This window comes from Propionispora sp. 2/2-37, assembly GCF_001298735.1.
Lineage (GTDB): Bacteria > Bacillota > Negativicutes > Propionisporales > Propionisporaceae > Propionispora.
Genome location: NZ_CYSP01000014.1, coordinates 66473 through 81469, shown reverse-complemented (window position 1 = coordinate 81469; position 14997 = coordinate 66473). Strand labels below are relative to the sequence as shown.

Annotated in this window: 13 protein-coding genes and 2 riboswitches; all 13 genes read right to left on the bottom strand. The window is 48.6% G+C overall.

Features of this window, described 5'->3' with window-relative positions; all coding sequences use genetic code 11:
* Positions 1 to 9: 9 nt before the first annotated feature.
* The 13 genes from P22_RS15105 to P22_RS20130 all read right to left on the bottom strand — a co-directional run bounded on the left by P22_RS15105 (position 10) and on the right by P22_RS20130 (position 14986).
* Positions 10 to 2697: a DEAD/DEAH box helicase family protein gene (locus P22_RS15105; RefSeq protein WP_054261073.1), complete on the bottom strand. Its 2688-nt coding sequence runs from the start codon at positions 2695 to 2697 to the stop codon at positions 10 to 12.
* Positions 2690 to 4321 carry a site-specific DNA-methyltransferase gene (locus P22_RS15100; protein ID WP_054261072.1) on the bottom strand — a complete coding sequence of 544 codons (1632 nt, stop codon included), beginning with the start codon at positions 4319 to 4321 and terminating at the stop codon, positions 2690 to 2692. The genes P22_RS15105 and P22_RS15100 overlap by 8 nt, the downstream gene beginning before the upstream one ends.
* Before the next feature lie 1114 nt (positions 4322 to 5435).
* On the bottom strand, positions 5436 to 5711 hold the full coding sequence (locus tag P22_RS21035) for a hypothetical protein (RefSeq protein WP_216598091.1): 276 nt from the start codon (positions 5709 to 5711) through the stop codon (positions 5436 to 5438).
* A 58-nt stretch (positions 5712 to 5769) separates the two neighbouring features.
* On the bottom strand, positions 5770 to 6585 hold the full coding sequence (locus P22_RS15090) for an ABC transporter ATP-binding protein (protein WP_054261070.1): 816 nt from the start codon (positions 6583 to 6585) through the stop codon (positions 5770 to 5772).
* Complete coding sequence (locus P22_RS15085; protein WP_156318994.1) at positions 6582 to 7595, bottom strand: FecCD family ABC transporter permease; 1014 nt, start codon at positions 7593 to 7595, stop codon at positions 6582 to 6584. Before P22_RS15085 ends, P22_RS15090 begins: the two co-directional genes overlap by 4 nt.
* A 72-nt stretch (positions 7596 to 7667) precedes the next feature.
* On the bottom strand, positions 7668 to 8786 hold the full coding sequence (locus P22_RS15080; RefSeq protein WP_069972833.1) for an ABC transporter substrate-binding protein: 1119 nt from the start codon (positions 8784 to 8786) through the stop codon (positions 7668 to 7670).
* A gap of 30 nt (positions 8787 to 8816) precedes the next feature.
* Entirely contained in the window at positions 8817 to 10016 is a 1200-nt protein-coding gene (locus P22_RS15075; RefSeq protein ID WP_054261068.1) for a nitrogenase component 1, read from the bottom strand.
* The gene (locus P22_RS15070) at positions 10013 to 11263 is read right to left on the bottom strand and encodes a nitrogenase component 1 (RefSeq protein ID WP_082378516.1); all 1251 of its coding nucleotides are present in this window, start codon (positions 11261 to 11263) and stop codon (positions 10013 to 10015) included. Before P22_RS15070 ends, P22_RS15075 begins: the two co-directional genes overlap by 4 nt.
* A 21-nt stretch (positions 11264 to 11284) precedes the next feature.
* On the bottom strand, positions 11285 to 12139 hold the full coding sequence (locus P22_RS15065) for a nitrogenase iron protein NifH (protein ID WP_054261066.1): 855 nt from the start codon (positions 12137 to 12139) through the stop codon (positions 11285 to 11287).
* 166 nt (positions 12140 to 12305) lie between these two features.
* Positions 12306 to 13406 (bottom strand): hypothetical protein, encoded by a 1101-nt coding sequence (locus P22_RS15060; protein ID WP_054261065.1) that lies wholly within the window; start codon positions 13404 to 13406, stop codon positions 12306 to 12308.
* A 292-nt stretch (positions 13407 to 13698) separates the two neighbouring features.
* A riboswitch (cobalamin riboswitch) is annotated at positions 13699 to 13881 on the bottom strand.
* Between the two features lie 250 nt (positions 13882 to 14131).
* Positions 14132 to 14308, top strand: a riboswitch (cobalamin riboswitch).
* A 207-nt stretch (positions 14309 to 14515) separates the two neighbouring features.
* Positions 14516 to 14662 carry a hypothetical protein gene (locus P22_RS20650; RefSeq protein ID WP_156318993.1) on the bottom strand — a complete coding sequence of 49 codons (147 nt, stop codon included), beginning with the start codon at positions 14660 to 14662 and terminating at the stop codon, positions 14516 to 14518.
* Positions 14652 to 14831 carry a hypothetical protein gene (locus P22_RS15055; RefSeq protein WP_054261064.1) on the bottom strand — a complete coding sequence of 60 codons (180 nt, stop codon included), beginning with the start codon at positions 14829 to 14831 and terminating at the stop codon, positions 14652 to 14654. Before P22_RS15055 ends, P22_RS20650 begins: the two co-directional genes overlap by 11 nt.
* The gene (locus P22_RS20130) at positions 14831 to 14986 is read right to left on the bottom strand and encodes a YvrJ family protein (RefSeq protein WP_072169811.1); all 156 of its coding nucleotides are present in this window, start codon (positions 14984 to 14986) and stop codon (positions 14831 to 14833) included. Before P22_RS20130 ends, P22_RS15055 begins: the two co-directional genes overlap by 1 nt.
* Positions 14987 to 14997 lie beyond the last annotated feature (11 nt).

The window sequence follows — 14997 nt, the reverse complement described above, 5'->3', positions numbered from 1 at the left end:
AAATACATGTTACTTCACCGTAAACGTTGCCGCTAACCCTTGCATCGTCATATTCTCCTGCACACTAGTATGCGGTACAAGAACATACCGCCACGGTTTTCCACCCACCGCCAATTCATGGGCAGTGGCATGTTTACACCACTGTATAGCGGCAGCAGCTTTGTCCTGCACATCCTGCGACGCTACTTCATTGGCCGCCTTGGTTTCCGCTAAGATTTTTTCAGCTTCTGTTTCGACAACGAAATCCGGCTCATAGGATTGGTCACTGCGATAGTGAATTTGCAATTGCCCTTTAGCGGGCTTGAACCATTTCCTGACTGATGGATCATTTTCACAAATGACGGCGAAGCGCCGTTCGGCATCGGAATCAAATTTCTGCTGCGGGTACAAACATTTCAGGAAACCACCAAACACCAGACTGCTCATGTTTCGCAAATCTGCCGGCGGCTGGCGAAAATCCCGTACGGCTTCGCTGGCAGCATAGGTATTGCTCTTTAGCGTAGTAAACCCTTTGATTATTCGCACCTCATATTCGGTAGCCCGTTCATAATAGTGCTGCTTCATCTGGATGTGAATGAGTTCCGCCAGTCGCTGTTGGTTATATTGCAGGACATTGGCCACATCTTCCGGAGTAGACAAATACGACTGTAAATGCCGCACCACCTCTCCGGATAGCTTGTACAACAAATCCGCGTGGTCATCGTAAGATATATCAGGATACTCCATTAGGGCAAATACTAAATAATCTTCCAATCTTTGAACGGCTGTAACACCTGAGCCCAGATGAATACGCAAGCGCTGATCGGTACGTAAATGCTGGACTAACAATTCTTCCGACACCGGCTGCAATTGAATGCCGCTGACTTCAAGTTCAAAATCTTCATATCCCCAGGTTACTTCTCCCTTGGGCTGAACGACAATACGCGGAATGTCGATGGTTTTCTCTATGACCGCTTGTACCACTCGCTCCACGACACTTTCCAACTGCTCTTTCTCCATTGTCAATGCATTGGGATCATCAATTAATGTACCCTGTGGTGACGCATGGGTTATGTCCGTCGCTCTTGTTACAATATATTGACGAACCTCTTCCTTGGCCAGTTGTCTGGATGAAGGCAAATGTTCCAATTCCCGGACAATATCGTACACAACCCGGGCCGTTTGCGTTTCCTCCGGCTGAAACAGTGGTGTTGCAACCAGACGGGTAGTGCCGGCACTGTTTGCTTCGTTGCCCGCGGTACCGGCAAGGGTTTGTAAGATCACCGGCTGGGCCGTAACCACCTGCTTCGCTGCGCGGGCCACATCCCGGCCGATCAATACGCCCCGACGGATAATTGAATTCGGATCACGGGCCTCATCAATAATCGCCTGGAAATGATCGTGAGCAATAATTGTCAAGCGGTCTACTGCCTCCACGCCTGTGCGCTTGCCATAAGGCAAACGCAACCCCCGCCCGATGGACTGTTCCACCAAAGTCCGGGAATTGGCCGCCCGCAGGGGAATAATGGTATACAAATTAGTGACATCCCAGCCCTCTTTCAGCATGTTGACATGAATAACAATCTCCACCGGATTGTCTGCCTTTTCCACGCTCATGAGCTGCTCAATCGTTTCGTCTTTTTCCTCCCCGCGCTGATTGGAATGGACTGTAATCACCTTACCCTTATACTTGCCGCCAAAAAAGGCGGCATCTTCCATCGTTGCCAGCAAGGCATTAGCATGTTCGGTATCAACCGCAACAATAAGTACAAAGGGCTTGATAATCGGCAAATGATGCTCGCGGGCGTACACTTCCAGTTCTACTTTAGTCTCTTCATGCACCAGAATGCCGTCTTCCAGTTTGAGCCGTTCCAACTGCCCCTCGGTGTAATTATCGGCATTAAAGTTTTCCCGTGTCGCAACAGCCGGTTCTTTGACAAATCCGTCCTGCATAGCCTGGTATAAAGGATAGCTGTAGATAACATTTTTAAAGGGCACCGACTTTGCTCCCGCTTCCACTTGGGGTGTGGCGGTAAGTTCCAGTCCCAGTACCGGCTTAAGCTCGTTAAGCACCCGCACACCGGCTGTCGCCCGGTAACGATGAGATTCATCCATAATCAAGGTCAAATCAGGCAAAGATACCAAATAATCGAAGTAGCTCTGACCGATGTATTCCGAAAGCCGCTTGATGCGTGGCGTTTTGCCGCCCCGGACTTCCGAATTGATCTTGGATATGTTAAAAATATTTACGTTGATGCCTTCAAATAATGCGCCGCTTTGCAGATGCTGCCCTTGATTGTAGTTATCACCTGTAATAATGTTCGGATATTGATGGACAAACTCCCCAATGCCTTGAAACACGTATTTGGGGGTATTCGGTGTGAAATCGGTAATCAATTTATTGTAAATGGTTAAATTCGGGGCCAGTACAAAAAAATTATTCATACCCTTGGCCAAATGCAAATAAGCAATAAAGGCCCCCATCAGACGGGTTTTGCCAACCCCGGTAGCCAGGGCGAAACAAAGTGAAGGAAACTCCCGCTCAAACTCTTCAACATGAGGGTAAAGCGCTTTGATCTGCTCCAGTGCCGCCATTACGTCCGTCGTCTTATTCAATGTTACTGTATCCGCAACATCTGCCAATATGCCTAATGAATCTGCCTGCGGTGTTCTAAGACTCATACGGGCACTAATGGATCGAACTAACTTCTCATTCATCTTCTCCACCCCACAATTCAGTCTGACCGGTTTCTGCCTGGTATTCCAGCTGACTGACCTGCAAACTGTAATCATCGCGGCCAAATTCACAGCGGGCCAGTACCGCAGCAGGAATCCGTTTCAACGTAATCTGGGGATAGTCTTCTTCCCGGCACAGAAACGCGGTGCAGCAAATCAGTAATGTTTCCCGGCCGCCCATTTGATCAGCGATTGTTTCCAACAACGCCGCCGTGACCGGAACGGTGGTCGTATAAATAAAATCATGTTCTGTCGACTGCCCTTGTTTCCAGAATACTGTCTCATTAGGAGCGTACGTAAAGCCTTCGTGCTTGCACATCGCCTCTGCCAGCATCTCGGCATTATATTCCTTGCTAATGATCCAATTACCGTACTTGTCCTTTTGCAACAGGCTGGGAGCCAGTTTATAATAACGGAATCCCCCGCCGCCTTGCCAGTTGACAGTCTTTGATATGCCGCCTTGATCGGCGCCGTCAATCACTTTTTGCAGGCGCGGTATGATATGGGTGTGGCAATGTTCTCCCAGTTCAATCATGATCCAGCGTCGGCCCATTTTATGGGCAACTGCGCCGGTGGTACCGGAGCCGGCAAAGGAGTCCAATACGAGGTCACGTTCCTCGGTACACAGCTCCAATACACGTTTAATAAGTCTTTCAGGTTTTGGAGTACCAAAAACTGAATCGCTATTAAATACTTTTACCTCCAACTTAGCTTCATGATTGTGACCCACTTCATCTTGCATCCATATCGTACCAGGAGGGCGTGTTGGGTTCTCTTCTAAATACTGTTTTACGTAAATTTCCCAACGTCCGTCTCTATCAATAAATTCTAGTTCATTCTTCTTTTCTTCTACATTCTCTCTTTTCCAACGCCAACGTCCTTCAGTCCCATCAGGCTTTATAGGCCAGACTTGTGAGCCATCCGGGGCCTCAATTGGGAACCACATGGAGGGCCGATCAGTTCGTAATGACTCGGATCCTTCTTTACGTAAAGATCGGCGCCGATAATATTTATTAGCAAATGAATCAAAAAAGTTAAATTGTTGCTGATTTTGTTCTTTGGGTACCTGTTTCACTTGAAAAGCGTCTGATTTTCTATAAACCAATATATGATCGTGACTTGTACTAAATCCGCTAGCATCCATTCTTTCACTATACACCTTTTGCCAAATACAATTTGCTACGAAGTTTTGACGGCCAAAGATTTCATCACATAACACTTTTAAATAATGGGCTTCATTATCATCAACAGTAATCCAAATTGACCCATCTTTTGCCAATAAAGTATGTAACAATTGAAGCCTATTTTTCATCATACTTAGCCAGAGTGAGTGCTCGACCCCGTCGTCGTAATGCTCAAAGGCACTTCCCGTGTTATAGGGTGGGTCAATAAACACACATTTCACTTTACCCGTATACTCCTGTTCCAGAGCTTTCAGCGCCAAAAGGTTGTCTCCAAAAATCAGCCGGTTATCAAAAATATCGTTATCACTTATCCGAAACTTTGCATGATAGGATTTTTCCGGGTCTTCCAGCAAAATGCGAGGTTCCAGTCGTGGCTGTTCCTCTTTACCAACCCAGGTTAGCTCCAGTTTTTGTTTACTCATGATTCCATTCCTTCCTAATTACTAATGCTAGTAAAAAACCTCCCGGTGATACTAACCGAGAGGCTATTGGTTTCCAAAACAATTATCAAGGCCACATTCATAAATGAGCGAACATCTTCACTGTGCACTATTTATCAAAAATGCGTAAGACCCCACTTTATCTAATCAAGTTATGTAAAACCATTTTATGTTTCACTATATTAAATTTTATCACCACTTTTGGGTATTGACAAGAATGCTGATGCTTTGTGTGTTTATATCTTACAGTAGTCTAATAGTCAGTATCTGTCCCCGCGGTTTCAAAGGCGGCCTTTTATTTCCCGCCGCGCAGTTCGCGGCTCCCTTGCTGACGGCAGGCCCGTTTGCACGGGATGCGGCGGCATGGGTTGGGCCGCCGTGGCCGGTGCGCTCCCACTGCCCAGCAGCTTAATACAAACAAAACTGGCTTACGATGTGCGGCCACAGGGGGTTCGTGGCTGCTCATGGTAAGCCGTCTTATAGGCTGTAGACACCGGGCTGCGACTTCCCCCTCCCGTTTATTCGCTCGGGAGGGAGGATTAAGGGGGTGGGTCCTTTAGAGCGGAACCGGGCCGTCTGGTGCCGCCGTCTGATTGCCTCCCAGCTAGTGAAGGGCCCTGCCGCGGCCGCGTACCCCCCAATTTGTTTGGCCGCTCCTCAGCGGGGGGTTTGGGGGGTAGTCCTTCCCGTTAGGGCGCCCGTAGTCCTCCCTTCCCCCCGAATTTCAATTGCGGCCCACCGCTTACCGGCAACGCCAATCAGGTGGGATGGGGGGCTTGGGGGGAAGGGAGGACGGAGAGTGGACACGCGCTTTTGGTGTCCACGGGGCGGGACGGGCGCGGCCGCGGCAGGGAACGAACGGACTGCTACCACCCGGCCAGGCGAGTGGCGGCAGGTGGCCCGGTGGAGCGGTTTGGTTGCCCCCGTTCTCCGGGCTTTGTTTTCGTTCCCGGCGGTCGGCAGGGCGCCCGGCTGGGTCGGCCGGTGGTTTTGCGGGCGGTCCGGCCGGAGTGGCTTGCCGAGGCCCCGCGCAGCGTGCGGGGCCAGCCGACGTACTTCGTTCCCCTGGCAGTCCGAGTGCGAGCGTCAGGGAGTGCTACGGTCTGCCCCTGCCCAGACTAATGAATGGCCACCCGGCAGGATACGGCTCTAAGCGACAGCGGTGTCCGGACGGGAGCGGATGAGGAGAGTGCAGCGTCAGCGGAACGCCGCAAGGAGCGGACGGCCGGACATAGAGCGGTATCCGTCTTTTTGCGTTTTGGTTGGCACTGAGCGGAGCAGCCCGAGGACGGCAGGCGGAAGACGCGTCAGCGTCTGCAGCGCCGCCCGCAGGGATGCGGAGCGGGCTTTGCACGACATATTTTCCTTGCACCTAAATCAGTCTCCACAAAAAAGCAAAGCCCGCGAAATACAATCGCGAGCAAAAATTGTTAAGAACTACTGTATGCTTCTTCTGCACGATCAAAGCTTTCTAGCACAACAAAAGCTTTGATACTCTCATCATGATAGGGAACCGACAAAATTTTAGCCTCGATATCAAAATATTCTTTAACCCGCTGTTCGGTAATAATCTCCTGCGTTCTTCCGAACAGATACGAATTTTTGCCAAGCAGCAGCGTCGTATCCGACAGACGCAACGCATGTTCCGGATAATGGGTATTCATAATGCAGGATATACCACGTTCCTTTACCAGCGTCTTAATAAGATGCAGTATCATAAACTGGTTTTTAAAGTCAAGATGAGACTCGGGTTCATCAAGCACCAGCACCTTTGGCTCACCGGCTAGAGCCCTCGCAATAAAGACCAGTTGCAATTGCCCGCCGCTTAATTGTGTGCATGGCTTATCCTGAATAGAGCCTATACCTACCTGGTCCATTGCCTTATCCACCGTTTCCTTGTCATGCCGGGAGGGCACGGAGCAAACGCCAATATGACGTGCGCGGCCCATGGTTACTACTTCTCTGACGGTATAGGGAAAAGAAAGACTGTGGGCCTGCGGCACATACCCGATAGGATAATGTTTTTGTGCTTCCCGCGAAGTTCCCATAGGGATTCCGTTGATCAGCGTCTGCCCCTGGGTCCATTGCAATATCCCTGTCATACACTTTAACATCGTCGTTTTGCCAATACCATTGGGTCCGAGTATGGTCATAATCTCTTGTTCGCCAAGAGCAAAAGAGATATCCCGCAGTATGTCACTGTCTTTTGTATATCCGAAATAGCCGTGCTTCACTTCCAGTATCATTGCCAATCACCTTTCGCTTGCTTAAATAGTAAGGCAAAAAACGGCGCACCGACCAGGGCTGTCAATATGCCAATGGGGATTTCCGCCGCAGTTACCGTCCGGGCCATCAGATCAACAAGAATCATAAACGCTGCCCCGACAACACAGGAAACAGGCAGCAGATTTTTATGATCCACTCCGCTCAGCATACGGCAGATATGCGGTATGACCAAACCGACCCAGCCGATCACACCCGTAACGGTCACACAGGCGGCGGTAATCAGCGTCGCCATGACAATAATAACCAGCCGGGTCTTTACTGGATTAACTCCCAAAGAATAGGCATCTTCATCCCCCAATGACAGAATGTTGATACGCCACCTCAGCATGAGCAGCGCAATCGTCCCCAGTAAAATGGGAACCCCGACCAATTGTAAATTGCTGTACGAGGCGCTGGCAAAGCTGCCCATCAGCCAATACGTAATAGCTGGCAGCTTGTCATAGGGATCGGCGACGTATTTAATCAAAGAGATGAGTGCGCTGAATACCGCAGAAATGATCATGCCGGACAGCACCAGGGACAACGTAGACGATTCGCCGCGCAGCTTGGAAAGCGTATAGGTCATAAAAACACTCACAATGCCAAAAAAGAGCGCCATAGCTGTAGCAAGATGATTCATTCCTGAGAGCAAGATACCGAACGCCGCCCCAAAGGCCGCTCCCGAACTGACGCCCAGCACATCAGGGCTGACCAGGGGATTTCTAAAAATCCCCTGGAACGCTGCTCCGGCAACAGCCAGTCCCGCACCGACAAAACTATTCAACAAGGTCCGTGGCAGCCGGAGATTCCAGACAACGGAAAACGCCATGCCGTCCCCTTCTTCACCGCGCATTCCATCAAGCAGTATGCTGCCGACCTCATGGGGAGGAATTACATAACGGCCCCCAAAAAGAGATACGAAAAAGGCAATCAGCAGCACAGCCAATACAGCCATCCACACAAACTTCAAATTCTGTTGTTTACACATCATGCTTCGCTTCCCTCGCTCCTCCAATCAAAACAACAACTGACCTTATTTATTCATCAATCACACTCTTTAGTGTTAGATTTTCAGGCCAGGGTTCTGCTTACTGTTTAGGATTTGATCAAGTTCCGCATCACTGAGCTTATAGTTGAAGAATGTCTGGTAAAAGCTTTTCAGATCAGCCCTCATGTCGTAATCGTTGAAAACTGCCGGCTGAAGAACTTTGCCGAGCCACTTTATCATTAAAGGCGTTTCCACGCAGGGTGCATCCCAGCGATAAATTCCCATCGGCGCTTTATACACTCGTTTATTTTTTACGGCGTCAATTTTACTCCAATCCTGCCCGGGAAACTTATTCGTGTACAAATCTTCCGGCAACACATTGGAGAAATTACTGATAACAATGACATCTGGGTTCGACGCCATAACCTGCTCCATGGTTATTTTTGACCATTGGCCGCTACCCTCATTAGCGACATTTGTACCGCCTGCCGTTTCAATCATGATTCGGTTCACCGAGTCGCCTACCGCGACTTGCAGTTGCTCATCCCGTAAATATAACACTTTAGGCTTGTTCTTGCCCGCCAGTGCGCTCTCCTTGGACTTGAGATAGCCGTTTGTATCCTGATGATACTGAATCAGCGCATTGGCCCGCTCTTGCTGATTAATGATTTCCCCGACCAGCTTGATGCCTTTCTGTACATCCTCAAGCGTGCCATATTTGATCGCTACAGACGGAATGCCGAGTTCTGCCAGCTTTTTGCCAATCTCCGGCTGATAATCCCAGATAACGACCACATCCGGCTTCAGCTTGGCGACTTCTTCATAATTCACGTTGAAATTGTTGTCTACAAACGTCGAATTCGCGTTAGCCATTTCCGGTGCCATAGCCTTCAATATGTTACTCTGATAGGCCTTCATCGCCGACGGATGCATGCCAGCGATTTTTTTACCCGTCCCATCTACCGCATAAACAATCGTAGCCCAAGGAACAGGCACAACGGCGATTTTTTCCACATTAGCCTTGAGTTTCACTTGGTTTCCCACTAAGTCGGTGACAATTTTTGTTTCAGACGTTTGTCCGGTTGGCGGTTTCTTTCCGCTCCCCCCGGATTGACAGCCTGCGAGACTTAACATAAAGAACACAGCCAACAGCAGTGCTACCCCTTGCAACCATTTTTTACGATGCTCCAGCATAAAAATCCCCTCCGTTATGTTACTTGAATGTCATGACCCGATAAATCCTGCTAAATAATCATAGCCTTTCTTACCAATGAACTCATAATTCAAATCAGCGTGCATTGAACCGCTCAAGCCGACATGCGGCAGCGGCACATACTGGATATTCTTTTGGCGTACCAGTGTTTGATACAAAGGGTCCCCAATAACTATATCCGGCTGCCCTTCCCCTAGCCACTGAGCCAGTGAATGCTCGCATGTAAAAAAGCGGACACTGGAAAGCGATTCTTCTTGATAGACACTTTTCATACGCCTATCGGTTTTTATCAGGCTGACTGGTTCAACAGAGGCAAGCCCAAAATCATTTTGCAAACAGGCGGCTATACAAGAAGCAAACAGCGGTTCGCCGATCACCACGGCGCGTCGTGCCGACAGTGCCTTGCCAGTTTGGTCATATTGGTTCCGGCTTGTACGGCCGAGCGAGATGTCTGTCACCGCCTCCAATGTTTTAAACAACCGCCGCATACCCCACATTCCTATTGGCACATGTAAAACGTAAGGAATTGCATATTCTTGCTGCATATATTGAGCCAGCCCCGCGCCTTCATGCGATACGACAATATTCAACGCGGCGGCGGACATGTTCTTAAAGTCGCCCAAATTCTTCTTTGCCAGCGGCGAACCGTTGATGGTAAGACCACACGCTTCCAGTTCATCTATCAGTTCAGCTAGATGCGCCGGGCTGCCAAGACTGAGCGGCGTATACCCGATGATATTGACCTGGTTATTCTTTTTCTCCCGTTTCTCCAGAAAACGCTTCCCCAAGTCCAACAGCGTCTGATGAACACCGGAGTAGTAGTCCCTGAATCCCTCCGTAGAGAGCGCCATAGCCGGCAAGCCTGTCTGCCGGCTCAACTCATCGGCAACTGCCCCAATGTCGATCCCGGTCAACGCCGGTACAGGCGTACCAATAATGGCGGTAAATTCCGTCTGGCGGTTGTGCGCCCAAAGAGTTTGTGCCTGCAGCAGGAATTCATCCGCCGCGCCCATGACGGCTTCCAACTCCCCCAGCTTGGAACAGAAAAACAAGGTCTGCCGCAAATCCCTGATCTCATCGCATTCGATGATTGCGCTGCTGCATCCGCCTGGCGAGTACAAAAGGGTAAGCGCCTGCATCGCATACAGAACCGAACATGCGCCTGAATAGTCGCTTGCCAGCGAAGGAAGGCGAGTTAATTTCATTGTCATCTCATCGCCTCCATAATTTCCGTGATTCCCTCATAACCGAAACGATAGTCGGCACTCACCAGAATTTCTTTTGCTTTCGCACAGTAAAACGCTGCTTTTTCGCCAATGGCGACATCGATTTCAGTAAACCCGCCCGCCTGTGTTTCGCCGGTCACGTTTGAAATCAGATATACCTGCGCCTGGCTTCCTATGGCAAGAAGCGCATTGATGTACGCCCTATCGTTTTTATTCACGATATCCGCAAATATGGTAGAAACAGAAAAGCCAGCCAACATCAAAGCATAGGCGAGTTCGAAAGACCTTGCTCCAATCCCCACCGCAATTTGTTTGCCCGCTAATGTTGCAGCAGTTTGTGCCGCCAACTGATGATACGCTTTCGAATCCTGGCTGAAATCCCAGGTTGTATGTAGCGCCTCCATCAATGCCCCATAGCTGCCTTTAATCTCTTTCATATTGTAGCAGGCAGGCAGAAATACGAAAGGTATGTTCCATTTTTTCTGTATGCCCACTGCCATGTCATAACCAAAACGATCTAAGGCAATGTTCAGTTTACCTGTTGTCATTTCCTCAAATTGTTCGTAAGAGTCCAGCGCGGCAAATTCTCTGATTTCCCCGTCGGAACAGTAGTGCATAAGCATTTTTCTTAGTCCGGAAGTTTCAGCAAGCTTCCCTGCATCTCCCAACAATTGAATGCAGTTATTGCTTCCGCTCCGATTGCCTCGTTGCAACAAATCAATAAAAATATCACACAGGCGTTCTTTAGGCAGCGTCCGTCGCCGGGAAAGCGGCCCCCGCTCAAAGACCTTCACCGGTATCCCGTGTTGACATTCTACGCGTTCGGTTATACTGGCAAAATCAGTGCCTGCAAGAATATCGGCACAGGTAACATACACAATGATCGCTCTTGATCGGCGCGAAGCCGCCAGGTCTGTAAGCGATTCTTCCAAATTTTGCAGATGATTGCCGGCAGTAAAATCATTGCTGGATATGGGGAGCAAAAATAAGCGTTCTTGCAAGCTTTTTTTCGCAGCTCTGAAGTATAGCACCCGTGAACAGGATGCAGGACCGGCCGCTACTACGTCAATGCCCGGCACAGCCAAAGCCAGATTAACCAACTCTCCACAGTCGTCATCCGCTATGCCCCGGTCAAAAAAGCTATCAAGCGGTATTGTATCTGTCACAGCCGAAAGACTGATTTTTTCAACACTGTTGCTTCCCTGTTTATAACCCGCACAAGACAATTTCATTTCCTCCCATTCCCGGCCCCGCTATTTATGCTTTTCCAATTCCAGATCAAGCATATAGTGACTGAATGTTTCCAGTTCATCATCATTCAGCGCTCTTATGTGCGTTTGACCCTGATGTTTAGCAATGACCCCCGCCAGTTCTTTAAAGAAACCAGCGGCTTCTGAATCCGGATACTTTTCCAGCACAGTCTTGCCTGCCAGTTCCGCCAGGGTTATTTCCCGGCTGAACGGGACTTCAGCTACTACCTGAGTACCCGTCAATAGAGCAAATTGTTCCACTGCCGCCCGCTTCGACTCACCGTTTCTGCAATTGTGAATTAATCCCCCCAGCGTCACGGACCGTGCCCCCTGGCTTCTGCTAATCGCTTTCATGATGTTATTGGCAGCATATAGCGACATAAACTCCGCTGATGTCACAATATAAACGGTATCTGCATATCGTTCGCGCATCGGAACTGAAAAGCCGCCACACACAACATCGCCCAGCACGTCATAGATAACAGCGTCCCATTCCTCCCGCCAGAGCTCCAGGTACTTCAATTCCTCCATCATGGTGATGATCCCCCTACCGGCGCAGCCAATGCCAGCCTCAGGCCCTCCCGCCTCGATGCAGTCAACACCGCCAAAACCCGGAAAAACAATATCGTTCCTGTCAATCCCCTCTGGTTTTATCTGCAATTGTTGCAACACGGTAGGAATTTTACGCCCCACCAGGCAGCGTGCGGAATCCGCCTTCGGATCGCATCCGATATGTAAAGTCTTACAGCCTTGGATCGCCAGCGCTGCGGAAACATTGGCGGAAACTGTGGATTTGCCAATTCCGCCTTTGCCATAAAACGCAATCTTTAAACAGTCTTTCTCATTTTGTGGATTCATGCACATTCCTTTCTATTGCCAAACGGCTGCAACAGTCAGCCGTTTGGCAACCCCCACTGCAGCCGGAATTCATTGCGTACAAACAATATCACTGACAACGCAAACTACGCATCAACTAGAAATTTTCGCTTGTAAAAATTACACGTTTACATCCGGTAATTTCCCGTTAGAATTTGTAATCTAATTGCAGACGATAGACCTGATCTTCCACTTGTGCGCTTGACGGGGTTGTTTTCCCATGGTTTTGCGGATTATATTTTTCATAGAATAACGTTGCTGTTAGCTCGGGAGTTAACTGGCGCTTGGCGCTAAGCGCCCAGTAGGTAAAGTCGCCGATATTAATATTTTTGGTACGCATCGTCGATATTCCACGCGCCGTATTCGTGCAAGAGTTATAGTCCAGCGCATTTTGCTCTATATTTCGATACTCGACCGCATACTGCATATCGCCGACCTTTTTTGTTTCCGGAGTCTTAGCAATCAGTTTATAGGCTTTATCGTGCGTATCGGCAAGACCCCAGATATACTCAACGCCGGTATATAAATAATTATTGAATAATTTCGTGTTGGCTGTCACGGAATAACCCGTTTTGCTGCCGTTTTTCACACCATACTTGCTTACATCAGCAGCAGATACATAAGAATCGGTAGTATAGACCATTCCCCCGACTTTGAAAGCGCCAACCGGTCCAATAGCCGCAATCCCTTTTACATTGTAATTCGCGCCATCGTCAGTACGAGCGTTTAAATTCCCATAAAAGGAAGTCACGTTTGTTTTACCAATTTTGTTTTGGAATTTAGCCCCTTGTAAAGACGGGAAATTCTTTGCGTTACCACCATCCGGGCGGTTTCCCGCCGCTGGATAACCAGCATCGCCAGGCGTGTGGCCATCATCCATGCTAACCGCAAGTCCTTCAAACATACTAAACACCTGGCGACCAATCGTAGCATTCCAGTCCGGTTGCTTGTATGTTAAGCTGGCAACGGAAATCTGCACGTCATCGACATTAGGCGGAGCATCTCCAAACAGTGAATCACCAGCTACCACCCTTGTATTGAATGACCATTCCGGGCTCAGCTTATATCCTAAATTTAAACGGATACGGTATTTATTCGCGTTAAAGTCTGGTTGATTATAGTTCGTTTGTTTATCAAACCGTAACCTGATGTCGCCATTTACAGTTAAAGAATCATTTTCCGCTGCAAAAGCCGTGGCTCCTGTCCCTAAGGCAACCATCACCGTCAACAACAAAACACTCTTTTTCATTCTGCTATTTCTCTCCCTTGTTTCTTGATACTGCTACAACAAGCCATATTTTCCACAGACGTAACTTCAGTTTTTCGTAAGCGCCCTTCTTGTGTCAATAACCACCTCTCTTAAACCTTCCACCTTAACTGGACAACATCCATACCTACTACAAATAAAAAAATCTCCCGGCCATCGGCGGGAGATAGAAAGAGTACCCCTTGTTGTATTAAAAAATCCCGGCGCAAAACGCCGGGAAGAAATACAATACAACATGTATGTACTTAACCCCCTCCCTATCGCTCGTAGGTAAAACGGTGATTGACAGACAGGCAGTTCTCCTGGCTCTAGATCATCGCTTGTCCAAACCTTCCCAAGACGCGTGTCTCAGTGGCATACTTTGGATTCGCTCCCTATTACAGTGGCGGGACCGCGCCGGCGTTACACCGGTCTTCCCTATTAAGCCCTTGCGGGCACCTATCTTAACGCTATTTAATTATCCTGAAAGGTTAATACTCCATTATTCGTTTCATAATAGCATTTTTTGTAATGATGTGTCAATTTCTTTTGTAGTTTTTACATTTTTTGAGCGTCGCTTAAGTACTGATGCTTAAGTACTGATTCAACCGGTATAAATCCTGATGCCGCATCAATTTACATTTTAAAAATCAATAATCGCCAAAATCTTCAACAATTGACATTCAATAAACAAAAGTGCTATTATGATTGCAATTTAGAAAATACAATTGCATATGATCGAAATAGGTGCCCTACGGGCTTAATAGGGAAGTTTGGTGTAAAACCAACACGGTCCCGCCGCTGTGACGGAGAGCAAACCTGCATAATGCCACTGGATATCCCGGGAAGGCGCAGGTAAGCAATGACCCTAAGTCAGAAGAACTGCCTATTTAAAAGTCACCGTTTGACCCACGAGCGATGGGAAGGCGATTATGAGAGTAATCATTTTTCCCGGCTATTATTTATGCCGGGATTTTTATTCGGACTGAGTCCTCTTATAGCGTAACCCTCCCTTTGCAAGTTCAGGGAGGGTTTTGTCGTACCAATCACTCACTTTACTACTGCTGCAATTAAAAATATAGAAGCACACCGTTTCGGCGTGCTTCCGTCGTTTATAAGGCATGCAGTTTTCGGGCGGTAATCACTAGTCCGAGAATATCCCGGATAATTTTCAGCCGTTCGGGATGTTCTTTATCGATATCCTCCGGCAAAGCTTCCAACACCGCATCAATGGTAGTAAGCAGGACGTCAAGCGTCATGAGCACGCGCCTCCTTGTCCGGGTTTGCGTTTGTTCGTCTTTTTAGAGATGCAGTCATTGCCTCAGCTGTTAAATCCTCCTCGCGCACCAAAGCGCTCTCCAACTCTGCTTCTGCCGCCTCAATCCGTTCCGCATCAACCGGTGGCGGACCATAGACTGTTTTCAGCATTATTTTTTCATGACCTCCATCCTTTCGACGCAATAACACATTTTGTTGATCGCGCTGGTCAGTTCGGTCAGGCGCTTTTCCAGTCTGACCAAAAGATAGAAGGCCACTACCATAGGAAAACCATAGGTCGCCGTCAGGCGGGCCAGCTCTTCCATTTGCAGGGCCT

Coding starts and splice junctions, on each gene's coding strand:
- P22_RS15105 (WP_054261073.1), bottom strand. CDS start 2,697: ATGAATGAGAAGTTAGTTCGATCCATTAGTGCCCGTATGAGTCTTAGA.
- P22_RS15100 (WP_054261072.1), bottom strand. CDS start 4,321: ATGAGTAAACAAAAACTGGAGCTAACCTGGGTTGGTAAAGAGGAACAG.
- P22_RS15090 (WP_054261070.1), bottom strand. CDS start 6,585: ATGATACTGGAAGTGAAGCACGGCTATTTCGGATATACAAAAGACAGT.
- P22_RS15085 (WP_156318994.1), bottom strand. CDS start 7,595: ATGATGTGTAAACAACAGAATTTGAAGTTTGTGTGGATGGCTGTATTG.
- P22_RS15080 (WP_069972833.1), bottom strand. CDS start 8,786: ATGCTGGAGCATCGTAAAAAATGGTTGCAAGGGGTAGCACTGCTGTTG.
- P22_RS15075 (WP_054261068.1), bottom strand. CDS start 10,016: ATGACAATGAAATTAACTCGCCTTCCTTCGCTGGCAAGCGACTATTCA.
- P22_RS15070 (WP_082378516.1), bottom strand. CDS start 11,263: ATGAAATTGTCTTGTGCGGGTTATAAACAGGGAAGCAACAGTGTTGAA.
- P22_RS15065 (WP_054261066.1), bottom strand. CDS start 12,139: ATGAATCCACAAAATGAGAAAGACTGTTTAAAGATTGCGTTTTATGGC.
- P22_RS15060 (WP_054261065.1), bottom strand. CDS start 13,406: ATGAAAAAGAGTGTTTTGTTGTTGACGGTGATGGTTGCCTTAGGGACA.
- P22_RS20650 (WP_156318993.1), bottom strand. CDS start 14,662: ATGACGCTTGACGTCCTGCTTACTACCATTGATGCGGTGTTGGAAGCT.
- P22_RS15055 (WP_054261064.1), bottom strand. CDS start 14,831: ATGCTGAAAACAGTCTATGGTCCGCCACCGGTTGATGCGGAACGGATT.
- P22_RS20130 (WP_072169811.1), bottom strand. CDS start 14,986: ATGGAAGAGCTGGCCCGCCTGACGGCGACCTATGGTTTTCCTATGGTA.